At 54.3% G+C, this 26,943-nt stretch carries 26 protein-coding genes and 1 CRISPR repeat array; of the genes, 7 read left to right on the forward strand and 19 right to left on the reverse strand.

Translation table 11 applies throughout. The features are described from left to right. Nucleotides 1-54: 54 nt before the first annotated feature. Nucleotides 55-2,661 carry a multiheme c-type cytochrome gene (locus SBG41_RS02815; protein WP_317896030.1) on the reverse strand — a complete coding sequence of 869 codons (2,607 nt, stop codon included), beginning with the start codon at nt 2,659-2,661 and terminating at the stop codon, nt 55-57. 210 nt (nt 2,662-2,871) lie between these two features. On the opposite strand from SBG41_RS02815, the gene SBG41_RS02820 reads away from it, so the two are divergent. Further along, nucleotides 2,872-4,842 carry a phosphoadenosine phosphosulfate reductase domain-containing protein gene (locus SBG41_RS02820; RefSeq protein WP_317896031.1) on the forward strand — a complete coding sequence of 657 codons (1,971 nt, stop codon included), beginning with the start codon at nt 2,872-2,874 and terminating at the stop codon, nt 4,840-4,842. A gap of 29 nt (nt 4,843-4,871) precedes the next feature. Here the strand turns inward: SBG41_RS02820 and SBG41_RS02825 are convergent, their stop codons facing one another. Next, nucleotides 4,872-5,987 (reverse strand): metal-dependent hydrolase family protein, encoded by a 1,116-nt coding sequence (locus SBG41_RS02825; protein WP_317896032.1) that lies wholly within the window; start codon nt 5,985-5,987, stop codon nt 4,872-4,874. Between SBG41_RS02825 and SBG41_RS02830 the strand changes: the two genes are divergently transcribed. Further along, nucleotides 5,974-6,186, forward strand: a complete 213-nt coding sequence (locus SBG41_RS02830; RefSeq protein ID WP_317896033.1) for a hypothetical protein — start codon at nt 5,974-5,976, stop codon at nt 6,184-6,186. The two genes, SBG41_RS02825 and SBG41_RS02830, sit on opposite strands and share 14 nt — an antisense overlap. 117 nt (nt 6,187-6,303) lie before the next feature. Here the strand turns inward: SBG41_RS02830 and SBG41_RS02835 are convergent, their stop codons facing one another. The 6 genes from SBG41_RS02835 to SBG41_RS02860 form a co-directional block, all read right to left on the reverse strand. Then, nucleotides 6,304-7,053, reverse strand: coding sequence for a hypothetical protein (locus SBG41_RS02835; RefSeq protein ID WP_317896034.1), 750 nt, complete (start codon nt 7,051-7,053; stop codon nt 6,304-6,306). A 66-nt stretch (nt 7,054-7,119) separates the two neighbouring features. Then, nucleotides 7,120-7,941, reverse strand: coding sequence for an HAD-IIA family hydrolase (locus SBG41_RS02840; protein WP_317896035.1), 822 nt, complete (start codon nt 7,939-7,941; stop codon nt 7,120-7,122). A 73-nt stretch (nt 7,942-8,014) separates the two neighbouring features. Next, nucleotides 8,015-8,485: a type II toxin-antitoxin system VapC family toxin gene (locus tag SBG41_RS02845; RefSeq protein WP_317896036.1), complete on the reverse strand. Its 471-nt coding sequence runs from the start codon at nt 8,483-8,485 to the stop codon at nt 8,015-8,017. Next, on the reverse strand, nt 8,445-8,669 hold the full coding sequence (locus SBG41_RS02850) for an antitoxin family protein (protein WP_317896037.1): 225 nt from the start codon (nt 8,667-8,669) through the stop codon (nt 8,445-8,447). The genes SBG41_RS02845 and SBG41_RS02850 overlap by 41 nt, the downstream gene beginning before the upstream one ends. Before the next feature lie 231 nt (nt 8,670-8,900). Then, on the reverse strand, nt 8,901-9,332 hold the full coding sequence (locus tag SBG41_RS02855; RefSeq protein WP_317896038.1) for a type II toxin-antitoxin system VapC family toxin: 432 nt from the start codon (nt 9,330-9,332) through the stop codon (nt 8,901-8,903). After that, nucleotides 9,316-9,534 (reverse strand): antitoxin family protein, encoded by a 219-nt coding sequence (locus SBG41_RS02860; RefSeq protein ID WP_397470764.1) that lies wholly within the window; start codon nt 9,532-9,534, stop codon nt 9,316-9,318. Before SBG41_RS02860 ends, SBG41_RS02855 begins: the two co-directional genes overlap by 17 nt. A gap of 257 nt (nt 9,535-9,791) precedes the next feature. Between SBG41_RS02860 and SBG41_RS02865 the strand changes: the two genes are divergently transcribed. Beyond that, the gene (locus SBG41_RS02865; protein ID WP_317896040.1) at nt 9,792-10,718 is read left to right on the forward strand and encodes a ketopantoate reductase family protein; all 927 of its coding nucleotides are present in this window, start codon (nt 9,792-9,794) and stop codon (nt 10,716-10,718) included. After that, nucleotides 10,682-11,536 (forward strand): 3-methyl-2-oxobutanoate hydroxymethyltransferase, encoded by an 855-nt coding sequence (gene panB, locus SBG41_RS02870; protein ID WP_317896041.1) that lies wholly within the window; start codon nt 10,682-10,684, stop codon nt 11,534-11,536. The genes SBG41_RS02865 and panB overlap by 37 nt, the downstream gene beginning before the upstream one ends. A gap of 213 nt (nt 11,537-11,749) precedes the next feature. Here the strand turns inward: panB and SBG41_RS02875 are convergent, their stop codons facing one another. Then, a complete protein-coding gene (locus SBG41_RS02875) occupies nt 11,750-13,090 on the reverse strand; it encodes a hypothetical protein (protein WP_317896042.1) in 1,341 nt (446 codons plus the stop codon). A 143-nt stretch (nt 13,091-13,233) separates the two neighbouring features. Further along, a CRISPR array of direct repeats spans nt 13,234-13,859; the repeat unit is 25 nt; unit sequence CTTACAATTCTCTTTTGAGTTATGG. Between the two features lie 363 nt (nt 13,860-14,222). Here SBG41_RS02875 and acs point away from each other — a divergent pair. Further along, complete coding sequence (gene acs / locus SBG41_RS02880) at nt 14,223-15,632, forward strand: acetate--CoA ligase alpha subunit (RefSeq protein WP_317896043.1); 1,410 nt, start codon at nt 14,223-14,225, stop codon at nt 15,630-15,632. 144 nt (nt 15,633-15,776) lie between these two features. Further along, on the forward strand, nt 15,777-16,910 hold the full coding sequence (gene amrS, locus SBG41_RS02885; RefSeq protein WP_317896044.1) for an AmmeMemoRadiSam system radical SAM enzyme: 1,134 nt from the start codon (nt 15,777-15,779) through the stop codon (nt 16,908-16,910). Nucleotides 16,911-16,983: 73 nt separating this feature from the next. On the opposite strand, the gene SBG41_RS02890 is transcribed toward amrS, so the two are convergent. The 3 genes from SBG41_RS02890 to SBG41_RS02900 all read right to left on the reverse strand — a co-directional run bounded on the left by SBG41_RS02890 (nt 16,984) and on the right by SBG41_RS02900 (nt 20,235). Beyond that, nucleotides 16,984-18,201, reverse strand: coding sequence for an LUD domain-containing protein (locus SBG41_RS02890; RefSeq protein WP_317896045.1), 1,218 nt, complete (start codon nt 18,199-18,201; stop codon nt 16,984-16,986). Then, nucleotides 18,191-19,168: a (Fe-S)-binding protein gene (locus SBG41_RS02895; RefSeq protein ID WP_317896046.1), complete on the reverse strand. Its 978-nt coding sequence runs from the start codon at nt 19,166-19,168 to the stop codon at nt 18,191-18,193. The genes SBG41_RS02890 and SBG41_RS02895 overlap by 11 nt, the downstream gene beginning before the upstream one ends. A gap of 113 nt (nt 19,169-19,281) precedes the next feature. Beyond that, nucleotides 19,282-20,235, reverse strand: a complete 954-nt coding sequence (locus SBG41_RS02900; protein WP_317896047.1) for an AAA family ATPase — start codon at nt 20,233-20,235, stop codon at nt 19,282-19,284. Nucleotides 20,236-20,369: 134 nt separating this feature from the next. Between SBG41_RS02900 and SBG41_RS02905 the strand changes: the two genes are divergently transcribed. Continuing rightward, nucleotides 20,370-20,708, forward strand: a complete 339-nt coding sequence (locus SBG41_RS02905) for a hypothetical protein (RefSeq protein WP_317896048.1) — start codon at nt 20,370-20,372, stop codon at nt 20,706-20,708. A gap of 44 nt (nt 20,709-20,752) precedes the next feature. Here the strand turns inward: SBG41_RS02905 and SBG41_RS02910 are convergent, their stop codons facing one another. The 7 genes from SBG41_RS02910 to SBG41_RS02940 all read right to left on the reverse strand — a co-directional run bounded on the left by SBG41_RS02910 (nt 20,753) and on the right by SBG41_RS02940 (nt 26,854). Continuing rightward, the gene (locus SBG41_RS02910; protein ID WP_317896049.1) at nt 20,753-20,995 is read right to left on the reverse strand and encodes a hypothetical protein; all 243 of its coding nucleotides are present in this window, start codon (nt 20,993-20,995) and stop codon (nt 20,753-20,755) included. A gap of 20 nt (nt 20,996-21,015) precedes the next feature. Beyond that, nucleotides 21,016-22,833 carry a DEAD/DEAH box helicase gene (locus SBG41_RS02915; RefSeq protein WP_317896050.1) on the reverse strand — a complete coding sequence of 606 codons (1,818 nt, stop codon included), beginning with the start codon at nt 22,831-22,833 and terminating at the stop codon, nt 21,016-21,018. Between the two features lie 187 nt (nt 22,834-23,020). After that, nucleotides 23,021-23,902, reverse strand: a complete 882-nt coding sequence (locus SBG41_RS02920) for a TIM barrel protein (RefSeq protein ID WP_317896051.1) — start codon at nt 23,900-23,902, stop codon at nt 23,021-23,023. A gap of 4 nt (nt 23,903-23,906) precedes the next feature. Continuing rightward, nucleotides 23,907-24,032: a hypothetical protein gene (locus SBG41_RS02925; protein WP_317896052.1), complete on the reverse strand. Its 126-nt coding sequence runs from the start codon at nt 24,030-24,032 to the stop codon at nt 23,907-23,909. A 95-nt stretch (nt 24,033-24,127) separates the two neighbouring features. Then, on the reverse strand, nt 24,128-24,940 hold the full coding sequence (locus SBG41_RS02930; RefSeq protein WP_317896053.1) for an ABC transporter permease: 813 nt from the start codon (nt 24,938-24,940) through the stop codon (nt 24,128-24,130). Beyond that, entirely contained in the window at nt 24,927-25,733 is an 807-nt protein-coding gene (locus SBG41_RS02935) for an ABC transporter permease (protein WP_317896054.1), read from the reverse strand. The genes SBG41_RS02930 and SBG41_RS02935 overlap by 14 nt, the downstream gene beginning before the upstream one ends. Further along, on the reverse strand, nt 25,730-26,854 hold the full coding sequence (locus SBG41_RS02940; protein WP_317896055.1) for an ABC transporter ATP-binding protein: 1,125 nt from the start codon (nt 26,852-26,854) through the stop codon (nt 25,730-25,732). The genes SBG41_RS02935 and SBG41_RS02940 overlap by 4 nt, the downstream gene beginning before the upstream one ends. Nucleotides 26,855-26,943 lie beyond the last annotated feature (89 nt).

The raw sequence follows: 26,943 nt of genomic DNA on the forward strand, positions 1-26,943 counted from the left end.
AATTGTAAAAAAGGGTATTTGGCCTTGCTTTCAAAACGGTGCTTGTTTGCCTCGTTACTTCCTCTTATACATCACTGCGACTACTGCCGCTGCTAGCGCTATCACGATCGCTATTACTCCTAGCGTGAACGCTGCCTTGGCCATGCCTTCTACGCTGCTCCTTAGGTCCTTGACCTCCTTGCTTAGCTCTGTTGCCTTCTCGTGTGCCGCGCTCGCGGTCTCCTTGGCCTCCTCTGCTGCCTTCTTAGCCTCCTCGGCGGAGGAGGCTGCCTTCTGTACCTGTGCTTGTAGTGCTTGTATCTTGTTGAGTGTCTGCTCTATGTCGGCGAGCATCTTCTGTATGGCCTCCTTCTGTGGCCCGGCTGGTAGCTGCTCTGCTAGCTGCTTGATCTCTGCTAGTAGCTGCTGTACGCTCTCCTTTACCTCTGCTATGCTCTCCTGGGTCTGCATTGCGCTCTGGCTGAAGTCTGTCTCAAGCTTGCTTAGCTTCTCAGCTAGTGCTGGCACCTGTGCTTGTAGCGCCTCTAGCTGTGCTTGTAGTGCCTGCAGCTGCTGCTGTAGCTGTGCGATCTGTGTCGCTAGGCCTGGCTGATATGGTGCTCCGCCTGCCTGGCCCTTGAGGGCAGCTATCTCCATCTTTAGCGCCTTAACCTTTAGCGCCATGTCGAAGTACTCTACCATCTTCATTAGCGCGTCCATTGTATCTACTATACCGAACCAGTGAGCGTAGTCTGGGCCCATCATGAAGGCGCCGTTTCTCCATCTCCTACCCTGGTGGTGCCAGATGTAGTACCACTGGAACTCCATGTACTCGTCTATGATGTTCTTCTTGTCTTGTATGCCGAGCTTCCAGGCCAGCTGTAGTATGTTGAACGCGAAGTGTGCCACTATGTCGTAGTCTATCATGTTCTGGTCAGCTGTCCTGAAGTAGTTGTCGGTCCACTGTGCGCTGTGGCATAGCTCACAGACCTTCTTCATCTCCTCGCGGTGCTGTGCTAGCTCGCCAGTGAACTTGATGTTGAGCATTCTTGGGAAGCCGAACTCGCCTGGCTTATAGCCCTCGCTTATCTCTAGGCCCCAGAAGACTGGCCACTTTACCGGTGCACCTTCCTTCTCTAGCTGCTGGTGTGCCTTCATTACTGCAGCCATGTCGCCCTTAAGCACGTTGTAGTGTAGGAATAGGCCTTCCTGTGGCTTGTCCGGTATTATCGGCTTTGGTGTAGCGAAGAAGTGCATCTCGTTCCATACTAGCCTGTTGAGGAAGTCGTGTGTACCCTCTACTACTATCTTCTCGTTGCCGTTCTGGTCTACTACTGATATAGTGCTCATGTGGCATGTTGCGCATGTTGGTGCGTTGAAGTCAACGCCTACACGCCATGGTAGGCGCTCCCAGTTCCAGTGCTCGCCATAAGCGTTCTCTATGTTACCGTGAGCGCTCTCCTCGTAGATCTCTATGTGTGGGTGGTCATAACCTAGGTGGCAGCGGCCACATGTCCATGGCTTGCGCGCCTGCTTGAGGCTGAACTGGTGTCTGTCGTGGCATGCTGTACATGTACCAATGCTGCCGTCGGGGTCTACGCGTGCTGCGCCGTTGCTTGGCCAGCCCCAGTAGTGCATCCTGGTTACCTGTAGGCCCTTGACGTTGACGGTCTCGGCCTTGTATGGCATTACTAGGCTACCGTGGCACTCGAGGCATGCGTGGTAGATGTAGGCATTTCTGAACCAAGAGTGACTCATCGGGTTGTAGACGGTTTCTGTCTTCTGGCCCATTGTTGTGACTACTATTGATATGTTGTTGTGTAGGAGCACGGTGGTGTTTAGCTCACCGCTGGCAGGCCATAGTGGGCTTATCCACTTCTTGAAGTCTAGGTCGTAGGGTGTTATCATGCCGGTTGCTTCTTTGAGCATGTTTATAACTTTCATGTCCTCGTCCGTGGCCTTGCCGTTGAAGTAGTCGTAGACAGCCTTTGCTATCTTCTCATAGAAGTTCCAGTACACGGGCTCTTTGTCTCTCTGCTTGGTGAGGTATGGCGGGAAGTACTCCTCGTATAGCTTCTTTGCGTTCTCGTCGCCAAACGGGTTGGCTCCTAGCTTCTTGGCTGCATAGGTTAGTATGCCCTTGTACCATGGCAGGAAGGGTGCGTGTAGAGCACCAGTTGCGTGCCAGGTCCAGCTTATCTCAGCGTTCTCCTTGGGGTGGCACTGGCCACAGTCCTTCCTAGTCACGACTGTTACTATGTTGAAGCCGAAGTGGTTGACAACGTCCGGCCTATTCTTGTCAGCGTACATGCCGTGGCACTCGTAGCAGCCTACTACCTTGTCGTAGTCCTTGAACTTGGGGCTTATCTTGTCAATCCATTCCTCGGCGCCTATTGCCTTGTAGAGCTCGGCTGCGTCCTTTGCTGGGTGCTGTGCGTGGGCGCTGTTGAGCCACTGGTATACGATGCCAGGGGTGTACTGTATGTGGCAGCTTAGACATGTCTTGGTCTGCTGGCTTATCTTGTTACTGTTCATTATCTCGTTGAGCTTCTGTACCGCTTCCTCGCCCATTGCCGGTTCTGGGCCCTGGTAGGGCTCCTCTGCGTGTGCCATCATGCCTAGGTAGGGGAGGACGAGTAGCGCTATTATCCACGCGGCTAGAAATAGGTGCCTCGCGTTCATGGGACGGAAACCCCCTGGTTGCCCTACCTTTCTGTCCAATCTAGGTTAGGATAGTTTGTTGCGCATTGGTTTTAGCGTTGCAACCTTAACTTTTCGGAGCAGAGCAAACCGTTAACAAGCGTTAAATAACGGGTATGGGAGGAGTTATCAGACGCTAACCGCTTTTCCCACGGCCTGGAAAGGATGCTGTGAAGCAGGTAGAGGAGAGCATTGGTTAAGCGAATCAAAGGTGAGGCCGCCCTACGCATATTCCGCCGCTACGTGCCTAGACTGCGCTGGTGCCCACGCTGCGGCGCACCAGTACTTGGGAGCGAGAAGTGCCCAAAATGCGGCGGCCCGACCCTCGAGGTCAAGATGGCTCCTCCCGGCGACGCTAGGCCAGCGTGGCCCAAGGAGCGGAGGGAGCTCTACGAGGCAGCTAGGCGAGAACTGGGCAGCGAAGCCGCTAAGAGGCTGCTCGGTTCAACAAGCACGTTCATCCTCTTTAACCCGGTTCAGGGCGTTGACGCAGCCTACGAGGTTATAGTCGATGGTCATACTATTGGGCTGTTCTACTACGAGCCCTTCGAGGAAGAGTGGCGCTTCCGCCCAGACAGAGTGGGCGCAGAGATCCTGGCTAACGAGGAGCTAGCATTCGTGCTTGAAACGAATACTGTTCTGAGGAGCGGCCAGGTTCTCCGCAGCGGACTCCGGGGAGACAAGCCCGGGCCCGGAGGCTACGTCGTCCTCGTGGGGCGCGGGCCCAGCTACGGGGTAGGCAGAGTACTAGATAATGGCGCTGTCCGGGTGGTCAAGGCCTGGAGGCGGCGGCGAAGAGTAGAGTGGAGGCACAACCCGAGACCTCTGAGCATAGAGGAGGCCGCGGAGATGAACAAGGAGTGGCTCATAGGCCTCGAAGAGGAGGCGGCGAAGTGGCTAGAAGAGACTATTAGGAGGCATGGCTTCTGGGCTGTGGCTGCGATAAGCGGGGGTAAGGACAGCACGGTCGCGGCCAAGATAGCTCAGCTCGCGGGGGTTGAGCACAGCTACAGTATTGACACCGGTATAGAGCACCCTGAGAGCCTCGAGACAATAGACAAGGTTGTCAAGGGGCTCGGATTCGTTCATCACACCGGGTCTCCCGGCAGAGACGCCTTCTGGAAGGCGGCGGAGCTCTACGGGCCACCCGCGAGAGATTATCGCTGGTGTACAAAGTACCTCAAAATGGCTGTCCTCCCAAAGGTGTTCGCCGAGTTTCCCCGCGGCAAGGAAATACTCGTCGTCACTGGGCAGCGAGGGGCAGAGAGCACTCAGAGAGCACTCTCACCGAGACTAGCGGAGAGCGGCACTGCGGCTCACGGCAAGCACTACGTAGCGCTACCTATCCAGCGGTGGAGCAGCCTAGAAGTCTTCCTCTACATCGTTCTCCGACGCCTACCAATGCACCCCCTCTACATGGAGGGCTTTGACAGAATAGGCTGCTACATGTGCCCTGTCAGCAGGCTAGCAGAGCTAAAGATAGTTGAGAAGCGCCACCCGGACCTCTGGTCAAAGTGGATAGGGTTCCTCAGGCGCTTCGCCCGGAGCCGCGGCCTCCCAGATGAATGGATAAGGCTTGGGCTCTGGAGATGGAGGTTCAGCTATCCCTCAGAAGCACAGCTCCTCGCAAGAAGGGCAGGCCTAGACCCCGACAGGCTGCTGGAGCGGCTCAACAGCGGGGTCGGAGCAGCAATCGAGTACGGGAGGAGGGGCAAGAGCCTCCTCATAACCATAGGTCTCCACGACCCTGTGGATCCCGGGCTCCTGCCGGGGCTCGTCAAGGCCACAGGGCTCGAGGCGGCGAGGATTAGCGACGGGGAGGCAGTGCTCCGGGACCCCGGCTCCGGGGCAGAGATGAGGCTCAGCACTGATGGCAGGATAGAACTGACTAATGCTGAATCATTGCGCGATATCCGTGGAGCAGCTAAGGCCGTAAGGGCAGCCATTGCAACCATCTACATGGCGTCCTATTGCCTCGGCTGCGGCCTCTGCGAGGCAAGCTGCCCCTACAACGCGGTCACAAAACCATATCCAGCGATCAACGCGGAGCGCTGCACGGGTTGCAGAAGGTGCATAAACGCTTGCCCAGCTACAAACCAGGCGGACTACGTTGAGGGAGTTGTGTTCAGGCTTTTAAAGCAGCTAAAAACAGCTAGGAGATAGTGGTAATTCGCGTCTTTGTCTTCTCGGGCCTACTTCTTATCCGGGCCCCCTACAAGGTTCTTAACAATCTTGCCCTCCTTTATGACGAGGCCGATGTTTTGCTCGCATAGAAGCGTCTTCGGGTCCTGGTCGGGGCTGCCCTTCACGGCTATGAGGTCGGCCACGTATCCAGGCTTCAGCTCGCCAACCCTGCCCTCCAGGCCAGCAATATATGCAGCATTCTTCGTGGCGGCTACCAAGGCCTCGGCCGGTGTCATGCCTACCTCGTTCACGAGGAGCACCAGCTCTAGCGCATTGAGGCCATAGAACTTCGTGCCCGGCGGCTCGAAGAAGAAGTCCGTCCCCGTGGCGATCCTTACGCCGGCCCGGTACGCCCTCCTAATGTTCTCCACGTGTATCTTGTAGACCTCTCGCGCCTTCTCCAACGCCCAGTCAGGTACACCAGCCTTCTCACCGTGCTCTACGAGGAGCTTTACCACGCTAAGCGTCGGTATTATCACCGCGTTCTTCTCGAGCGCGAGGCTTATCCCCTCATCGTCTATGAATATGGCGTGCGCGATTCTCGTAACACCTGCCCGCAGCGCGTTAACTATGCCCTCAGCACCCTCTGCATGAGCGTGGACGAAGCGCCTAGCCCTCCTAGCTTCCTCAACTATAGCCTTAATCTCCTCGATCGTGAACTGTGGGTACTCTGGCCGGTCGCGCTGAGAAGCGACACCACCCGTCGCGAATATCTTGATGAAGTCTGCGCCCTCGCGGAGAGCGTACCGCGCAGCCTTGCGGCACTCATCGGCACCGTCGCATATAAGGGGCATGAATGGCTGGAACAGCTTAGACGTGCGTACATCAACGTACTCTATGGGCAAGAAGTGTACGTCGCCGTGGCCAAAAGTCTGGCTTACAGGGTAGCCAGCAGCAACTATTCGCGGCCCGCGAATCGTTCCCTCGGCGACGGCGTCGCGCAAGTGGAGCCCGATCACGCCGCCAGCGTCAACAATCGTCGTGAAGCCAGCATCAAGTATGCGCTCTAGAACCCTTGCCCCACGGACAAAGAGCACACCGATAGGCGTGGTCAAGGCTTCTCGCACATAGTCTCCGCTCTGCAAGCCAGTAACATGGACGTGCGCGTCTATGAGGCCAGGCATAATCGTGTACCCGTTGAGCCTATACGTCTCAGCGTTCTCCGGTATCTCGATGCTTCCCTCAGACCCCGTGTCACGAATAACACCGTTCTCGATAACAACACAGCCGCGCTCAAGGACACGGTTTTCCGAGGGGTCAAAGAGGCGGCCACAGAGAACAAGGGAATCGGTGTGGTTGGACCGAATAATTAATCACCAGTAACGTGGTCTAAGACCAAGCGCTATAAGCACTACACTCGGATAATGAAGCAAGCAGTACACCGCGCAAAACCATGGTCAGGCATTGCCCCGTACAAGCAGCGGGCGAGAATGGAGGGAGTTAGCAAGGCTCAGCAGCAAGCCTGCTCAGAGTCCTAGCAACCATCGCTACGGCCTCGCCTACTCGGCTCCAAGGCCTACCCGGCCCCCGGGCAAGCGCCTTGTAGAATGCAACTATGTCGCCTACTGTTTCCCCGCAGCACGTGCTGAGCGGCGGCTCATCGCCAAGAACTATCCATATAGTTGCAGCCCGCAACACGTCGCTCAGCTCCTCTGGGCTGCTGCAGCGCCACTCGCCGCCCAATACCTGGCCCCAATAACCCCTCTCAGCCAGTAGTTCCTCTCCGAACCCGTGCTTCTCCATAGCCAGGTGCACCTCGAGGTCCTTAACGCTCGTCGCAGCAATGTACGCCGCCGTCCATGAATCAACCGTGGTTTCGCCGGAGGGCAATGCAACGATGTAATATTCTAGTGAGCCGTGTAGCACGCTGTGAAAGGCCTCGTGAACCAGGAACGCCTTCCCGACACGGCCGAGCCCCTCAAGCTCTCTCGGAACTAGGTGGATACGCGGCGTCCCCGTCCAAGCCTCATGCATAATGGGGAAGGACGCGTCAACAACCACTCCTACCCTTGCGGCTTCTCTACGGAGAAACGCCTCCATCTCCTCCCTAGACTCATAGAATATTATCTCAACAAAGCCCTCGCCTCCAACACGCTCATAGACCCGCTTAAGGACGCTGAGAACGCCTTCCGCGTTAGCGGTGCCGCCTCTCACCGCGAGAACCCATCCACCTACACGGAGAACCGGCATAGCAGCGCCACCCCACCTAGCTCAACGCTCTTTGTTCTGGCGGCGGCTCCCTGAACCACCCGTAACCTAGTTGCAGGGAGGTAGCGAGGCATACTCCTTAACCGTCTTAGCGACGTATATGGGCTTGTAGCTGGCCGACTTGCTGGTCCCGGGTGACGTTACCCCGGTGAGTACTAGGAGGCTATCTGCCCCTATCTTGGCGGCAAGCTCTATATCGGTGTCAAGCCGGTCACCAATAACAAGCGCACCGCGGGGATTACCGCCAATAATACTGGCCACCGTCTCCGCCATAGTGGTGCTCGGCTTCCCGGCCACGAGGTCCGGGCTCCTACCCGTAGCAGTAACTATTGAGGCGAGGATCGCCCCCGCGCCCGGCTCAACACCGTCCTCCACGGGTATAGTCTTGTCAGTGTTAGCGACGAGGAGCAACGCATTACACTTCGTCAGCGCCTCCACAGCCGCTGAGAGCTTAGAGTAGGTTATGTCTGTGTCAAGCGCCACGGCGACCGCGTCGAGGAAGCACTTCTCAGCCTCGCTCCGGGTAACAACCACGTGCCCCTGCCCCGCCAGCTCCTCAACGAGGCCAGGCTCCCCGACGACATAGATGCGCAGCGGGCCATAGCGCCTAGCCGCCTCCCTAGCCAACACATAGCCGCTAGTGATAACGTCCCTGGGCTCCACCTTCCAGCCAACGATATCTGATAATAGGAGCGAGTAGAGCCTCCTACCCCTCGTAGCATTATTAGTCAGGAAGACTATCCTAGAACCCTCCTTCCTAAGCGTATGGAGACCCTCAATGTTCTCCGCCAAGGGGGCTCCACGCCTCCACACAACACCATCAATATCCGTAAGCACCACGCGATATCGCTTCCTACACTTGGGCGACATGCTGGCCTAACCTCTACCAGCCATCAATCCCTACTCTTAGTCAAGCCTTGTTCTCGCCATCCATGTTATCGAGTCAAGGTATAATTCGTAGCCACGGTATTCTCTTGAAGTCTTCGTCAAATGTTGCTATGGTGCCTATGTCGTAGTATTTGCATGTTGCCGCTATCAGCGAATCATTAGGTAATAATCCATACTTGGTAGCGATTTTGCCGGCTTCTCTTACTATTTCCATTGTTATTGGCAGGAATATTAGCTTCCCGTCACTGTAGAGTTCGTCTAGGAATGAATGTAGAACTCCGTATCCTCTTAGTATGTCGTGGTCTAAGCGGGATAGAGATAGCTTCATATCGTAGAACTTATATTCTTTATGCTTCTCCATGTAGAGGAGCTTTAACAAGTTAAATGCTACCTCACTATAGACTATGGAGTTAATGACAAACTTGTATGCCCCCTCTACGACATCCTTAGCAGCTGAATCTCCTGTAAAGTAGCGGAGTATCACACTACTGTCCAGGAATACTGCCTCTCTCGGAGACATGCTCATAATAGTCCTCCTCTTTTTTGGCCCTTTCCCCGCTCACCTTCACTATGCCGAAGAAGCGTTTAACGCCCTCCGGACGGTGTCTCTCCTTTATTTCGAGAACGAGCTCTTCTCCCTCTTCGAAGTCAATAATATCTAGTGGCTTTAGTACTCCTTTCTCGTATCTTACTCGAATAACCTTTGACACCGCCTGGTTCCCCGGGTAACCATTTAAGTGCAAAACGCTTAATAATACAGCAGCCTAGTTTTTAGCCAAGTATCTCTTAAATTCCAGAAGTATAATGATAGTCTATTGTAAGCGGTAATCGCGTGCCATCAAGAATGTAATGATTATCGAGGCCGTGATGGGTATAGTATTGGTCTTAGGTTTATGTCGTTATTTGCTGTTATTGGGTAGCAGGATTTAATTGATAATGTTTTAAGGTATAACTTTTAGCCACGGTATTCTCTTGAAGTCTTCGTCGAGCGTTGCGATAGTTTCTATGCCGTAGTGCTTGCACGTTAGTGCTATTAGCGCGTCTGCTGGCATTAGGCCGTAATCTTTGATAATGTTGATAACCTCATGTGGCTCAGACATGATAGGTAGGGTCACAAATAGTTCTAGCACGGGTTTAACTTCTTCGACAAGCTTTATTAAATTCTCGTCCTTTTTGGATAAGAGTTGTCGTATTCTCCTCGAGCTTAGCCCAGTTACAAGCCTTAGGTAGCCATGTATTACCTCGTCGATTACTATTGCATTGATATAGCCTGTAAGGTTACGATTTTCTACTTCGTCTATCATATCGTAGGCTCTTTCATCTTGGCCTGCAAGGAAGGCCAGTATTATGCTAGAGTCAACGAATATCTTCATCTTCTATCTCCTCGATGGCCTCGGCAAAGTCTTTCTTGCTTAGCTCTGGCCGATGCTTTCTTGCAATACCATAAAATTTCCGCGCAACCGATTCCTTTTTTACAATAACTATGTAAGCCTCTTCGCCCTCAGCTATATCAATGGGCTCCAACGGTTTTAGTACTCCTTTCTCGTATCTTACTCGAATAACCTTTGACAACACTCCATCCCCTGAGTAATAATTATGCGTCCGCGTTCATAAATCGTCGGGTACGCTATACAAGAGGAATCTATGATGCAAAATGTGTACTTGTTTTATAAAACGTCTTCTTATCAAGCTATGTACTTAACATGGTTAGGGTCTTTGCAAATGCTGCACTGAAACTTTACATAAGTAGTGAGCACAAGATAATTACTAGGCGATCGCGAATTGTGCTGGATCATGCCCAGTAGTCGATGAAGTGTTCTTGGGGGACAATATTGGTTGATGTAGTGATTGTTGGTTGTGGTGCTGTTGGCTCTGTTGTCTCTCTGGCTCTGAGCCTTGGAGGGCTCAGTGTTGCGGTCGTCGCTAGGAGTAGAGGTGGCGACAAGGTCTATGTAGAGGGGCTCGGCGAGACACATGTCCCCGTGCTTGTGTGGAGCGAGGCCGCCTCTATAAGTCCGAGGATAGTTGTGTATGCTACCAAGGCCTATGACTTGCTTGGCGCAGTAGAGTCTTCTCTCCGCGCCGGGTGGGGTCCTTCAGCCGTGGTTTCTCTCCAGAATGGGCTCGGCAGCCTAGAGTTGCTGGAGTCAAGGTTTCCTGGAAGGGCTCTTGGAGCGGTCGTGACGTTTGGAGCCACGAGGCTGGGGCCTTGTAGGGCGAGGCTTGCTGGTAGGGGCGAGGTCCTCCTGGGATGGAGGAGGGATGTGGTGAGCGATGCCCGTGAGGCATGTGGTTTGCTCTCTGAGGCTCTGAGGCGCGGGGGGATAAGCGCTCACTGCGTTGGGGATGAGTTGGAGCCGTGGAGGTGGCTCAAGCTAGCCGTGAACTCGGCCATTAACCCTGTTACGGTTCTCGCGTGGAGCCGTAACAGGGTAGTGGTTGAGGACCCGTTTGCGAGGGAACTTGCGGAGGCCCTTGCTGCTGAGACGGGTAGGGTGGCGGAGGCCAAGGGGATAAGGCTTCCCAGGGACCCTGTCGAGGAGGCGCTGCGCGTTGCGAGGCTCACCGGGGACAACTGCTCCTCCATGGTCCAGGACATAGCTATGGGTAGGCGGACCGAGATAGACTATATTTGTAAAGCAGTCGCCGACGAGGCTTGGAGACGGGGGCTCAGCGCCCCTCATAACTGGTTTGCTTATCGCGCGGTGAGGCTGCTCGAGAAATGGCTGGCCGGGAAAAAGTCACCGTGCGAGACATAGTCCGCGCGAAGAAAACTGGTAGGAAAATCGTAATGGTTACCGCCTACGACTACCCCACCGCCCGCGTGGTTGACTCGGCTGGGGTGGACTCGATCCTGGTAGGCGATAGTGTCGGGATGGTTGTCCACGGCCTCGAGTCCACGCTACAGGTAACAATGGACATGATGCTCCTCCACGTAGCCGCGGTGGCGAGGGCAAGGCCCCGCGCACTTGTGGTCGGAGACATGCCCTTCATGAGCTACGAGGCAAGCGTGTCGGAAGCGGTGAGGAACGCTGGCAAAATGCTCTCCGCGGGCGCTGACGCGGTAAAGCTGGAGGGAGGAGCACTCTACACCGACGTCGTGAAGGCGCTCACGAGGGCAGGCATACCCGTAATGGGCCACGTAGGCCTAACGCCGCAGAAGCATAAGCTCCTCGGAGGCTACCGCCTAGCAGGAAAAACGGCGCAGGAAGCCCTCGAGATAATACACGACGCAGAAGCCCTAGAGGATGCAGGCGCCTTCGCAGTAATCATAGAGTTCACAGCCCACGAGGTAGCCAAGAAGATAACAGAGCGCCTCAACATACCAACAATATGCATAGGAAGCGGCCCCTACTGCGACGGCCAAGTCCTAGTACTCCACGACCTAGTAGGACTAACCCCCCAGCCACCGCCCTTCGCAAAACAATACACGAACATAGCCGAAGAGATAAGGAGAGCCGTAGAAGCCTTCGCCGAGGAAGTACGTAGCGCAAAGTTCCCAGGCAGAGAAATGTACTGGGGAATGAAGCAAGGAGAATACGAGAAACTAGAAAAACAACTAAAAGAACACCAATGACTGCGACAATGCAGGCAGCATGGCCCGGGAAAAGACCTTATCAGACACTAAGCACTAGCTAATTCCTCGGGCTGTGAGGAGGGACGCCCTTTCTCGGACAACGCGTAATGACGAGGGGGTCCTCGGCGGAACCGAGCCCCATAGCCCATCAACCCGGTCATGGCTATAGAGTGTTCCCAGTGCGCCGGTCTACGCAGCTGTGCTTCAACCCGATCAACGAGTGTTTAGTCGGGTCTTGCGCATCGCAACCACTATTGTCGTAGCAACTATTGCTACAACAGTTATCGCTGCCGCAACTGCTAAGCCAGTACTCCTACCATTGCCTCTTGGTTTCGGCGACGTATTCGTACTGTTCTGAGCCTGCGATGATTTCTCTGCACCAGTGGCTGCAGAAGCGCTTGTAGCACTATGCTTGTTTATGGGGCTCACTGCACTTAGTTCCACATTGACTGACCCGAGCAACGGTAATTCAACCTCTTGTTTATCAATGACTATAGTGGGTGATGCAGGTCTTAGAGCCACCTTGTCCGGGATTAGTTCGGCGGCTCCACTCCTAGCTAGCTCCGATTTGAGCGCCATCAGTGCATTTGACAGCGCTTCAAGCGTTATCTTGGCGGCTTCGCTGAACGGCCTCCCTTTAGCGGTTCTGGCGATATACCTGTGCTCGGCGATAGTAGAGTTGCCTACTAGCTTATCCTTCTCATTAACAAGTACTACGTTAACGGTTCTTGTTGATGGTGCTAATATTTCTAGCCCCGTGTCAAGAGGCACTGTTAACGGCTCCATCCGGCTGATGATTGTGCCGTATTTCGTTATTTCCGCGAATCTCTGTATGAATTCATGTATCTTTGCTGCGTCGCCCACGCCCGTCACGTTTAGGGATATGCGGCGCTTGTAGCGGTAAGCATCTTGGCTAATATGGGCCATGTAGACGATCTTTGCTTTAAATTTTGCCTCCTCGGTGAGGACGCTAAGCGTTTTATCTATGAGCTGTGGCGGCGCATTCCTGCTTCCTCCATAGCCGCGCAGCATCTTCTCGATATCGGCAACGCCCTCGGCGGTGATCCTATAGGCGCCTAACTCCTCCTTCACATCGTACCTCGTGAACTTAATGGACGGTATTCTTGGCTCCATCGCGGGGTTGCCGAATACACTGCCCAACAAGTATATCTTAGCATTGAAGTCCGCCTTACTGCCTATTATTTTTGCACTAAACCTTATCTCCAGCCGTGCTCTAGGAATAGAGCGCCAGAGCTTATAGTAACCAACTATGGTATTAGACCTCTTGTCAATTGTCACGTTGAAATACTCCTCGGTCTCCATCGGCATATTCGCAGGTACTCCGCTGCTACTCGTAGTTGCTTCATTTCTAGCAACCGATTCAGCATAGACATAGGTCGCCGAATAGTTACTTCCACCAACATGCTCCACTACCCTATAATAAACATTGACACGAGCCCCCGGACTCGAGAACGGCAGAACAATAGACGCATTGTACAACGGCTTAACAGACCCATCAGAATAAATCAGTACTTCTAGACTAGCACGATTCACGCTAATTGCACTGATAGCTTCAACTCCAATAAATACCAGCAGTACCAATATGATAAAAAGCGAGAATCTGTACCTCAATCTCACGACTCATCGAGATAATGAGTAAGACGTAACAAACTATCCATATATACTTACAGCTATCTCTTACAATTCTCTTTTGAGTTTAGCTTTATTAGCGGGAAGTCAACGTTGAAGATGTGGCTACGTCTAATCTTACAATTCTCTTTTGAGTTTAGCCTCAAAGAGGTGGGGAGAGCGATAGCCTACGTGGCAAGGACTTACAATTCTCTTTTGAGTTATGGCAGGGACTCGAAGACGGTATTCCTGAAGATAGGTGAACTCTTACAATTCTCTTTTGAGTTATGGAGCCGTTCTAGCTGCTCAAAAAACTTGTTCACTCGTTCTACACTTACAATTCTCTTTTGAGTTATGGTCAAGATACGCCTAGTTTTACTCGGTGAGGTGCCGGCTTCATGCTTACAATTCTCTTTTGAGTTATGGTTACATATAAACTAGTTCACTTGATGCAGCTGCTTCAGCCCACTTACAATTCTCTTTTGAGTTATGGAGACGGGCGAGATCAACGACAACACGTTGAGGATACTGACTTACAATTCTCTTTTGAGTTATGGCTGCTGTGAGGCGCATCCAGCAGTACGCGTTATCAGCGTTCGGCCTTACAATTCTCTTTTGAGTTATGGTTCACAACATCTTTGGATATTGGCCGCTTAGTGCACACGCGTACTTACAATTCTCTTTTGAGTTATGGTGGTTTGTTCCCCATTGGGATCCGAAAGAATAGTGCTATGGTGGAAGTATTTATTGGTTGTGGGCTTCTTGTGCACGTCTTCAAATCCGGGAACATTAGGTCCTCGTTGTAAATGGGACAGGTGCTCATGGATTTGAGAGGAGTCTAAAGAATGTGCTCAAGGATCATCGCGGAACTTGAAAGAAAGTGTGCCCAAGGGAACCACAAGAGGAATTTAAAGGTTAAGAAGTTTAGCCTAATTAGATCATCGGAGAGAATGGTGATTTGTTTCCTGAGTCATGCTTAGGGTTGCTATTGTATTTTCTTCTTGGCGTCGCCTAGTTTTTCGCGAGGAGTAGTTTACTCTACGTCTTGGGGTAAGCATTGAGTAGGCAGCGTCATCCGCTTGACCCGCTTTTCATGCCTCGTAGTATTGCCGTTATTGGTGCTTCTAGGCATCCCGGCAAGATCGGCTATACTATTGTGCGTAACCTGCTTGAGTCTGGCTACAAGGGCCGTGTTTACCCGGTTAACCCCTCTGCTAAGGAGATTCTCGGGCTCAAGGCTTATCCTAGCGTACTGGATATTCCTGACGAGGTTGATATGGCTGTTATAGCTGTCCCGGTTGGGCTTGTGAACAGGGTTGCTAGGGAGGCTGGCGAGAAGGGTGTCAAGGTCCTGGTCGTGATTACTGCCGGGTTCTCGGAGGTTGGTAACAAGGAGGCCGAGGAGGAGCTGGTGCGCATAGCTAGGCAGTATGGTATGCGCGTGCTCGGCCCCAACATCTTCGGCATAGCATATACCCCGATAGGGATGAACGCGACCTTCGGCCCCAGCAGGATAAGGGAGGGTAATATCGCGTTTATAACGCAGAGTGGCGCCTTGGGTATAGCGCTGATGGGCTGGACTGCTATGAACGAGCTAGGTATGAGCGCTGTTGTCAGCGTGGGCAACATGGCTGACATTGATGTTGTCGAGTTGTCGGAGTGGCTGGCTGATGACCCGCATACCAGGGTTATAGCGATCTATCTTGAGGGCTTGAAGCCGGGTACCGGTAAGCGCTTCATGGAGAGGATGAGAGAGGTTACGCGGAAGAAGCCGGTAATAGTGATCAAGGCTGGGCGTACGCGGCGGGGAGCAGCAGCCGTCGCGAGCCATACGGGGAGCCTTGCCGGGGCCGACACTCTTTACTCGGCGGCGTTCAAGCAGTCCGGGATACTGAGGGCGAACACCGTCGAGGAGATGTTTGACTGGGCGAGGGCCTTTGCGACGCAGCCTCTTCCAAGGGGCAGGAACACAGTCATAATAACGAATGGCGGCGGGGTCGGAGTGCTCGCCACGGACGCGGCAGAAACCCACGGTGTGCCCCTCCTACAGCCGGACGAGGACCTAGTAGCGAGGTTTAGGAGGGTGATGCCGTGGTTCGGTAGCCCCAAGAACCCTGTGGACCTCTCGGGCCAAGCAGGGGTAGACAACTATGTGGGAGCACTCCGCGTCGCATACGAGTCGGACAAGGTGGACAACATAATAGTGCTGTATTGCCAGACAGCAGTTCTCGACCCCATTGACTTGGCGAAAGCGATAACCGATGTAGCCGAAGAGTACCGGGATAAGCAGAAGCCACTGCTCGTCGCCATGGTGGGAGGCATAGAGACCTTTGAGGCAATGAAGATACTGAACAGGAAGAACATACCAGCATACCCTAGCCCCGAGAGAGCAGTGTCCAGCCTAGCAGCGATGCTGCGCTACACATGGTACCGTGAGAAAACAACAAGGGGTACAAGAACGGACTAGGGGTGGCAGGTACAGCACCAACGTTTTTGCCCCCCTTGCCCGCCATGTTCCACCCTTATGGTTCTCGCCTATCCTTTGTTTTTCTGGGCGCAACCCTATACTAGGGTCCTTCACCTCTCCTAGGATATAGGGGGCTCGTAGACAATGACCATTAGCACCCACAAGGAGAGGAAGAAGAACGAAGAGGAGCTTCTCAAGAAGCCGTATGTGCGAGAGGCCATGCTCTGGGAGCCAGTAGAGTACCACGGTAAGAAAGGCTATGTGAAGTGCAACCTGTGCGCCAGGCGCTGCATCATAGCTCCTGGGCGCTACGGTGTATGCGGGGTAAGGAAGAACATCAATGGTAAGCTCTACACGCTTGTCTACGGCCTATTAACTGCCATGAATATTGACCCTATCGAGAAGAAGCCCCTCTTCCACTTCGAGCCGGGCAGTGGCGTGCTCTCAATAAGCACTGTTGGCTGTAACTTCTTCTGCCAGTTCTGCCAGAACTGGGAGATAAGCCAGTCTAGGCTCGAGAAGGGCCTCTATGGCCGCTACGTGCCGCCCGAGAAGGTTGTAGAGGCGGCGCTCGAGTACGGCGCCGACGGCATAGCCTACACCTACAACGAGCCAACGATATTCTTCGAGTACATGTACGATGTAGCAAGGCTTGCTAAACAGAAAGGCCTCTTCAACGTCATGGTCACGAATGGCTACATGACACCGGAGGCTATAAGGACCCTCGGGAACAACATGGATGGGGTAACGGTTGACTTCAAGGGAGGCGGTAACCCAGAGTTCTACCGGAAATTCATGGGCGTCCCCGACCCCTCTCCCATATACGAGGCGTTGCTAGAGATGAAGAAGCAGGGATGGTTCATAGAGATAACCAATCTGGTTGTACCGAAGTATGGTGACAAAGAGGAGGATGTCCGAAAGCTGGCCCGCTGGATAGTAGAGAACCTCGGCCCCGAGACGCCTTTCCACCTTCTACGCTTCCACCCAGATTACCGGCTCATGAATCTCCCGCCGACGCCGGTCGAGACGCTTGAGAAGCTTGCCAAGGTTGCTAAGGAGGAGGGGCTACACTATGTCTACATAGGCAATGTCTGGGGCCATCCCTTGGAGAACACGTATTGCCCTAAGTGCGGATACCCTGTGATAGAGCGTAGGGGCTTCGCGATAGTAGCCTGGAGGCTTACGAAGGATAATCGTTGCCCGCGGTGCGGCCACAAGATAAACATAAGGGGCAGATTCCACGGCGGAGTAGCAGATATAATGCCGATAATATTCTAGGCGAAGCATGCTCGGCGAGAAAAAGGGGACGCTAAGCTAGAGACTTGAAAAGGAGTATCCGTGCATGGATATGTTATTCTTTTTCTCCTTCGCCGGTGTATTGTTGCTTAAGCCAGTGAATAATGCTTGACAAGGGGACGTGGACTGGGCACACCTCGTCGCAGCGGCCGCAGCCTAGGCAGAGCATGCTGAGCTCGGCTGCCTCCTTTATTCCGAGCGTTATCGCTGTCCACCCCATCCCCATTGGACCGCCATAGACTGGGCCTCCCCACAGGTTGGCTGTCTGTTGCCACACGGGGCACTCCCACTGGCACCTGCCACACTTAATGCACTTGAGCTGGCCGGAGAGAACTGGGTGCTTAGAGGCAGCTACTCTGCCGTTATCGACTAGGACTACGTGTACCTCTTGGGGGCCGTGTGCGCCGTAGACACGCTTCCTCTCGATATCCGAGGTAGAGCTTGGCCCACTTATCACGTTGAGATAGGTTGGCGGGTAGAGGCCTGCCCACGCGGCCTGCACTATTGCGGCTGCGAGTGCTATCTGGAGGCTCGGGAACAGCTTCTCAACACTAATGACCGCGATGTGTACGGGCGGGTACCCTGTCACGAGGCGTATGTTGCCCTCGTTCTCAACCAGCACGATTGACCCAGTGTCGGCTGCGAGCGCGTTGCCTCCACTGATACCGATGTCCGCCTTCGCGAACTTCTCTCGTAGGAACCTCCTTATCGCGCCAACTATCTCCTCGTGCATAGCGTTGTCTGGGAGCTTTATCCCGAGCTTCTTCCTCAGCAGCTCTATCGCCTTCTGCCTAGACAAGTGTATTGCCGGCGCAGTGGTGTGCATGGGCTTGCTTCCTGCAAGCCTTATGAGGAACTCACCGGTATCGGTCTCCCATACCTCGTTACCACTCTCCTCTAGGAAGTGCTGTAGCCCTATCTCCTCGGCAACCATGCTCTTCGAGAAGACGATCGTTTTACCCCTGCCCACGATCTTCAGCACTATCTCCCTGGCTTCCTCCGCGGTGTGGGCGAAGTAGGGTTTAGCGTGAACCTTTCTCAGAGACTCCATAGCCATATCGATGTAGTGCTCGAGGTTGGCGATAACCTTCTTCTTAGCGTCCTCCACTAGGGCAGCCAGCTCCCGTAGCTCAGGATGAGCCTCTAGGATCTTGAGGAACTTCCCCTCAGCGTTTCCAACGCCTATGCGCAGCCCGCGCTGGAACTCCTCGTCGCTGAGTCCTCGGTAAATCTCCTCAAGTGCCTCCTTGTACGTGATCTGCTTAACTCCCATGAGTCTCAAGCCTCTCTACTAGGAGGATTGATATATCGACTACGCGTACATTGCTGGGAGCTACGCGGTGAAGATTCGCAAAACAAATGGGGCAAAGAGTTGCAACAGTACTAGCATATTCTTTGAGTTCCTCTATGCGGTTACTGGCTATCTTCTTGGAGAGAGTCGGCGCGAGGGACTCCACGGGGCCCCCGCAGCAATAAGTCAGCTTCCCGCTCCTCCTGGGCTCTCTTACCTCGTAGCCAGCGGCGCTGAGCAGCTTCCTAGGCTCTTCTAGGACGTTCTCGAAGCGCGCATAGAGGCATGGATCGTGGATCACTACTGGACCGGCACTCCCGCCGCGGAATCTTAGCGAATCAGTCCTCTCGGCTAGAAGCTCGAGGTAGGATTTGACCTCAAGGTTGTAACCGGGAACAACTTTGGGGTAGACACTTCTCAGCATATGGGTTGTGTGCGGATCGATAGTGATTACTCTTTTCACGCCTTTCTCGTTGAGGAGCCTGTACACGTTCTCGGCGTGACGCTTAAAGCTCTTCACGAGACCCATGTCGTAGAGAAGGGCACCGCTATACCCGTCGAGCTCCGGATCATAGTAGAAGCTTATGCCAGCCTCCTTCAACAATATAGTGATGCTCTTGAGGACCTTGTCAGCGTATTCTTTGACCTCCTTATCCGGCTTACTAACAAGCTTCGATACATCAACTATCTTCATAACCTTCTTGGCGAAGCGTAGGGCGAGGCCACCAGCCTTGCTCTTCTCAACCTTTTCGAGCTGGTTGACAAGGCTCTCGATGTATGGCAGGAGCTGGTAAAGACCACCAGTATAGAGGAGATAGTCACCGCTCTTGGGGAGGTCAAGCCCCTTAGACCATTCGTAGATAACGCTCTTGTCGATGGGTAGTGGGAGCCCCTTCTCCTCCATGTTGGACTTAATCATGCTGATTACGTCTCTCGCGTCAAGAACCAAACGGTAAGCACACCGCTTAGAAGAACGACCTTATCGTGACTAGATAAATTCTGCTACGCTGAAGTAAACCAGGCCTTCCCGCCCCCTTTCCCCTTAACCGGGCCCAGGGAAACCTATGGCACTGGGACCCTTACTCTTGACAATACGTTTTCAATGACTCTCTCGGGTGTAAGCCCCTCTGCCTCTGCCTCTGGCCTCAGTATGACTCTATGCGGTAAAACATAGCGAGCAGCGTACTTCACGTCGTCGGGGATAACGTAGTCGCGGCCATCCATTGCTGCCAGCACTCTCGCAAGCTGCTGGAGAGCTATGGCTGCACGTGGGCTCGCTCCGAGCTCTACTCCCTGCTCCTCGTGAGTAGCCTCAACGAGGTCTACGATATAGTCGAGAACGGGTTCAGAGACCTCCACGCTCCAGACGGCCTCGCGGGCAGCCAAGACATCCCTTGCGCCAGCCACGGGCTTAACGGGCCACTCCTCTATTACACGTACACTGCGCAGCACTTGCTTAAGCACGTCTCGCGGAGGCCTATGTATTACGACCTTGACTAGGAACCTGTCAAGCTGTGCTTCAGGTAGAGGAAATGTTCCCTCAAGCTCAATAGGGTTCTGCGTCGCAATAACCATGAAGGGTTCTGGTAGCTTCAACGTATTGCCCTCAATGCTTACCTGCTTCTCCTGCATCGCCTCTAAGAGGGCTGACTGGGTTCTAGGAGAAGCACGGTTAATCTCGTCAGCCAGCACGATGTTTGCGAAAATAGGGCCCTTCCGGAGCCTGAACTCGCCGCTCCTCTGGTCAAACACCATTGTACCTATTATGTCGCTTGGGAGGAGGTCCGGGGTGAACTGTATACGCTTAAAGCTGAGATCAAGGGAGGACGCGATAGCCTTTGCGAGCGTCGTCTTAGCAACACCGGGCACGCCCTCAACTAGTACGTGGCCGCCAACTATGAGCGACGCCACTATGATCTTAGCCTGCTCCCCGAGGCCGTAGACGACCTTCGATACCTCGGCGAGGACGGTGTTACTTAGCCTCTTTACAGCCGCAAGGCTACTCCTCTCTGTCATCTACTTGTCTCCTGCAGGAATGCATGCAGCCTCCTCCTTATTTGTCTCCAGCGGCTTCTGAGACAAATGCTCCCCCGAGAAGCTAAGAGTAATAGGGGCAGGGCTCGCTGCTTGGCCGTGGAGAGTGGAGGACTATGACTCCTTTGAAGACTGTTAAACTCGAGAACGCTGCTGGAAAGGCCATTCTGAGGAGCAACTTTGACGCAGTCTGCCCCATAACGGGGCTGGTGGATCGGTACGAGCTGCTCGTAGAGTACGAGCCAGGCCCCGAGAACCTCTACATAGAGGCCTACGGGTTCAAGGAGTATCTTGAGGGATTCCGCGAGCATCGAGCCTACCAAGAAGAAATCACGATGAAGATAGCAAGGGATATCTGCGAGGCAGCGAAGCCCCGCTGGGTAAGAGTCGTGCTACGCGGCGTCCATGGCTCAGTAGAGATAGAGTCTGAGGCGCGCCTCGAGTGCAACAAGTAGTATCATGAACAATGCTGTGCGTTTTTCTCGCCTCCGGCTACTCCTTATTCCTCTGCGGTAGCTGCTTTCTCTGCTATTATCCAGTCCCGTAACAATGTCACGGCGGCCGCGACAAATGTGAAGCCAGCGAGCCCTGCCATGAGCCCTGCGGTGACACGCGGCGGATCCTGCGACAAGAACCCAATGCTGTACATGAAGAACTGGTACCCGAGGTAAAGCGTGATGAGGCCGACCAAGAGTGAGACGAGTGAGCGCAGCCACTCTGACCTAGACCTCTCATCCGCCAAGATACTCCTCCCTCTCCCTGCTATGCAGGTATGGTGCCAAGTTCTTTCACTATTTTTGGCGCGGCCAGCGCGTTGCGGAGCACAAGCCTAAGCTTATCCTCGTTATCTATAAGGAAGTTGTATTGTAGGTTTACCAGCTTAACGAGCCCGCTCGGCAACCGGACCTCGAGGCTTATTATCAGTCTCTGCAAGGGCTTCTCCTCTACTATTCTTGAGAGCCTCTGGTAGAGGCGTGCATAGTCTCCGCTTACTGCTCGGCTCCACGTCTTGGAGCCTAGTGCTAGGTATTTTGCCTTAGCTTTTACTCCTTCCTCGGGCTCAAGGTACTCCTTGAACCTCTCCTCGAGGATCTCTATGTCGCCGCTATACGCGTATATCTTGCCTATGCCAGTGTAGATGTATAGTACTTCGCCGTGCTGCATTAGCCTCTGCAGATCCCTCTCGAGCCGGTCCCGGGGCATCCCAGTAGCCTCGGCCAATAGCTCCAGAGGCATAGGGTTGCCCTCGAGAACAGATACTATCCTGCTCCTCGTGGTCCTGCGCCAAAGCGACTCAACGGTCTCCTCATCCACGGGTATGTCGATGCCTATCTTCTTCGCAGTCTCTATGGCGTCGACAAAGCTATCGACATCAATAGTGTCTAGCGTGACTATGTACACGACTATTCTAGGCTTCCGAGGGGACTCTTCTCGAGCCCTCAGAACCCTTCCATGCCTCTGGATAAAGCGTAGAGGAGAGGCAGTTATACTCCACATGACGAGGAGGTCTGCCTCCGGAAGGTCAACCCCCTCCTCGCCCGCCGACGTGGATACCACTACCCTCGTCTCCGGCGCAGCAGCCCTCTCCAAGGCTTCTCGGAGCTCTGTGCCCCTCATCCTGCCACGTATCAGGACACAGCCATACCCTAGCTCCTGGGCGACGCTGCACGCATACTCAGCGACCACAACGCGGTCTATGAAGACTATTGTCTTCGAGAAGTATCCCTCATGGTCTCTAAGCACTCTGCGAAACGGCTCCGCCTTATGGCTGGGCCTCACTCCGGGGTCAAAGATAAGGTCCCGTACCTTGTCCAGCATTCTCGCCAGTAGCGTCTCCTTTGACGCGCTCTCCCGGAGCGCGAGTGCACCGTCCCTAACGAACCAGCGTAGAGCGTTCCTTACGAGGCCGCGAAGCCTGCCAGCAACAGTGTTCCCTAGCTCCTCTAACGCATCGTACAGCTTCTTCTCGGCCTCGTTGAGAAAGGCCTCGTATACCTCGCCTATCCATGGCGGTATATAGGGGGCTACTTCGGGGCTACTCCAGCTCCACTCCCTTATCTCCCCAATCGTCTCCTCTATTTCTCGGCGACGGTGCCTAGGTATGAACGCGGAGAGCCCAAGACGGTACTCTGTACTGGAGAGCCTCTGCATAACCTCCTTGTACGCATCCTTGCCCGTCGTGTGGTGACATTCATCAACTACTACAGCGTCAACCCTGTTCTTCTCTACGAGTTCCCAGTCACTGATAACAATCTCCGGCGTCGCTACAACAACGCTACTCCTCCACCTACGCTCCCTCTCGTGCCTCGGAACAGCGCCGTGAACGGGCTCAGCAGGCAGATCCGAGACCCAGCGAACATACCTCGCAACCTGCTCCACGAGGAACCGAGTAGGCTCGAGGAAGAGGACACGCCTAGCCTTGCCCTCCTCTATAAGCCTCTTAGCCCACATCACGGCGACAAGGGTCTTCCCAGTACCCGTAGGCAGTACAACGACCCCGCGACGAACCCGGTAGGCCCACTCATACGCCTCTAGCTGGTACTTCCTAGGCTTCTGGCGAACCCTTGGAGCCCTGGCCAAAACACGGTGCCCCCACGGCAAAACAGCATAGGGATTCCCTTATGCAACCTGCGATGCAAGGTAGCGTACTCGTGCTCAGCACATATAGCCAGAAATCAGTGCATCAATGAACTAGTGCCGGACCTCTCCGTGCTGCGGAGAAAGCTACGGCTAAAGATCAGGCTAAGAAAAAGGGAACTGGTTGTCCTCAGTGTAGGTGAGGAACAACTTCGCTCATAACCCTCGCGTAGAGCATTATGGTGTCGCGGTACTTGGTTTCAGGGGGACCCGTGTATATTAGATGCATCCTTAGCTCTAGCTGCTTCTCGTGAACCTCGTGGACCATGAACTCTGCCAGCGCCTTCGCCAAGGGGTCGAGGTCTGGGTAGCCCTTCCCCAGCGGCACACGCTTCTTTAGAACTCTGCGGCCTAGTGCGAAGCCCACTACCTGGGAGAACCTAAGCGACAAGTACTTGGTGCTCAGCTGCAATGTTTTCTCCAATACTTTCCTCCAGAATGCTGTATCGACTGAGCGGTTAGCAGCCTCAAAGTTGCCGTGCTCAGAAGCCCCGGTCTCAAGCATGAATACGTTCTCTAGCTGCGTGGATACCTGCACTCTGTCGCTGCCAACAGCCTCCATTATCGCCTTTATGTCCTCGAAAGTGCCGAGCATCCTCCTCGAATACATGGTCTCCAGTGTCACAACTATGTCGGGGACCTCGGTGAGGATAGCCTTAACGACCTCTGCCGCCTGCTCGATGTCGCGGTGATCCATCCACGCCCTCCAGCCAAGGTGGAGGTTGAATATCTCGGCCCCGGCCTCCCGGGCCTTCTTGGCAGCGGCTACGAGGGCCTTCTTGCTCCTCTCATACACCTCTGGCACGGTTGACACAACGTTATAATATGGTGCGTGTGCCGTTATCGTGGTGAACGCCTTGGAGGCTATCTCTCTATACTGCTGGAAGTATTCCAGCCTCCTGCTCTTACGGGAGAAGTCGTAGGGAGGTATCTCTGTCAGCTTCATTCCCAGCGTAGCGGCCTTCACGAGTGTTGAGAGAGCGTTATACGTACCCCAGTCAAATAGTATCATTGCTCTAGCCACCGTATAATAGATACTGTGCTAGGCCACGTATAATAATCTGCTCCAGCACGGCAAGGAGGCTCGGCTTAGCAGAAGCTGGGAGGAGAGGTGTTCCGGCGCGCAGCCGGGGCTCATCCAAGCATCCTTGGCGCCGTTACGCGGCGCTGTCGGCCCCGGCGAGGAGGCTCCACTAGTATTCCCTTTCCCTGGCTCCTCTTATGCCCTATCCCTTGCCTACATTCTTCCTAGGCCCCGGACCCCGTAGCGCCTTATGTACCTGTCCTCAACGAGCCTGTAGACAATGATCCCGGTGGTGAGCAAGGCTGCGGCTAGGACACCGGACACAACTATTTCCACCCATAGCCCGAGGTACGGCCTCGTACCGGTGGCCGCGTACCTCACGACCTCGGCTGCATGGGAGTACGGAGTCAGTATCGCCACTATTCGGAGGGGTTCTGGTAGCCGTACTATCGGGGCAGCTATGCCGCCTATAATGAAGAGCAGGAAGTTGACGACGTCGAGCAGGGTTCCTGGAATGTTTAGGCGTAGGCCCAGCGCGGATATGGTGAGGGCGTAGCCCAGTGCCATTGCCTCTGCCGCGGCTGCGCCGTAGACGAGTAGCAAGGGGTTCGTGATGAGGTGCTGGTGCCCCGCTATGGATCCCAGTACTGCGTAGACTAGTGGCACTGCTATGGCTAGCTCTGCTGCCACAGTTATCAGGCGGCCCATAAGGAGCATAGATAGCCGTGTGTTGTGGAGGATGTGTTCCTCTATGAGGCCTGTGGCTACGAGGAACCACGTGGTCCATCCCGCAACGTATATCACTGTGTAGCTTATCATGTTCCAGACCACTATTCCCCAGAACAGGTTGGGGACGACGCTGCCAAGTTCCTCGCTCGGCACGAACATTATGACGCCTAGGATTAGTATGGTTATCCAGAGAAGCATGTTTATCGACGAGTTTATGAAGCTGTACTTGTAGCGCCAGGTCCTCAACGCGTGGAGGTATAATATGGCTTTGAGCCTCGCCAGCCTAGTCGATGCCACGCTGCTTCACCTTCTCCTCTATCCTTGAAAGCATTGGAGCAGCTACAATGTTGTAGGCAAAAGCCATGAGTGTTAAGACGTATACAGCGTAGAAGAGGCTTGATGCAGCCCCGTGGGAGGCCAGCGCTCTCGCAAACTCTACAACGTATCTCAGCGGCACAGCCTCCGAGACAACCTGCAGTATCTCTGGAAGCACGGTTACGGGGTAGAATATGCCGGAGACAAGTAGTAGGAACGGCGAGAGACTGCTAGCAATATTGCTCTCCTCCCTCACGATCAGCACGAGGCCGGCTATGAGGACAGCCAGCCCTGCCAGAGGAAGCATACCAAGCACGATGACGCCGTAGAGTGAGGCCACTATTGCTGCGCCCCGAAGGCCCTCGTAGTAGACGGCTACGGGCAGTATCGCTGTCAGCGTCACCGCGGGGGAGAGGAGTGTTGAGGGGAGGCTTGCAGCAAGCAACTGCTTAGCCATAGTGGTTGGGGTGAGGAGTATGTAGGGCAGGGTCCCGTTCCACCTATTATAGATGGTGTAGCCAGCCACGTCTTCTACTATTATGAGTGAGCTCATAGCAACGCTGCTCGCAGAGGCTATGAAGAAGACTGGGTTTCTGACACCCATTCTCCGAGCATAGATCTCGGGGCTCCCGAAGAGATAGCCGAGTCCGAGCAAGACCAGGACTAGTAGATAAGGCCAGACAAACGCCATGAACAAGAATACGCGGTTATTCTTGTAGAACCTCGTATAGGCATAGAACTCCGCCCTCACAAGGTCCGCGAATCCAGGCTTCACTTCTCCTCCCCGCCCGTAAGCGCTATGAACACGTCCTCGAGGCTTGGCTTAGAGACCTCAACGCCGACCACCACGTAGCCGAGACTGCTTAGGATGCTTATCGAGCGTGAGAGCACCTCTTCCTCCTCACCACTATGTGCAAGAATCCTTGCGACAAAGCGCCCATCACCCTCCTCCGTAACGTTGACCCCTCTAACGCCTAGCTTACTCGACAAGAGGGCTGCTAGCTCCCCTGCTTCCCTGCCCGTGGCCCTCTGCTCCCGGAACTTGACCACAATAGGGACTTCTTTAGCAACCAGCGCCTTCAGCTCCTCCGGAGAGCCCTGCGCGACAATCCTGCCACGCGAAATTATCGCAACAGTATCACACACTATCTCTGCCTCAAACATGTTATGCGTCGTAAGCAGCACGGCCTTCCCCTGCTCCCTTGCAAGGCTCTGAACTAGGCGCCTAATCCTCCTAGCAGAGGGCGGGTCGAGGCCAAGGGTTGGCTCATCAAGAATAAGCACTGGGGGATCATGTACAAGCGCCCTTGCAAGAGAGAGCCTAGCCTTCATGCCCAGCGAGTACTCCTCATAGAGCTTATCAGCAGCACCTAGCTCGGTCAAACCAACAAGCCTTAGAACATGCTCAACCCTCTCCTCAAGCTCGCGGCCCTTCAGGCCACGAAGCATAGCGAAGTAGCGAAGGTTCTCCCGCCCAGTAAGCTTCCAGAAGAAGCCCCGCTCAACACTGAGAACAACACCTATGTGTTTACGAACCTCAACAGCCTCCTCAATAACATTGTAGCCAGCGACGAACGCTTCCCCCTCGTCTGGCAGCAACAAGGTAGTAAGTATCTTCACAGTCGTGGTCTTGCCGGCACCATTGGGTCCCAACAACCCGAAGACACGGCCCCATGGAGCCCGGAAGCTGACGCCACGGAGAGCCTCAACAACCCTACGCTTACGTCTAAGGAAGCCGCGCCTCTCAGAAGTATAGTAGCGCTTAACGAGCCCCTTTGCCTCAATCGCCCACTCCATGAGCACGCCCTCTTGGATACCAAGGCAACGCGCTTGGAAGAAATCGTGCACAGCCCGTACGAGGCCTTCCTCGGTCTCGGCGGGCCTGCAGGGCGCCAATATTGCTGTCTCTGCGCGCATTATTAGCGATATATGCGCTTCGAAAACTATTTATGCTTATACCCTCTGTGGGCGCCCCTAGTCCTGCC

This window comes from Pyrofollis japonicus, assembly GCF_033097485.1.
Taxonomy (GTDB): Archaea; Thermoproteota; Thermoprotei_A; order Sulfolobales; family Pyrodictiaceae; genus Pyrofollis; species Pyrofollis japonicus.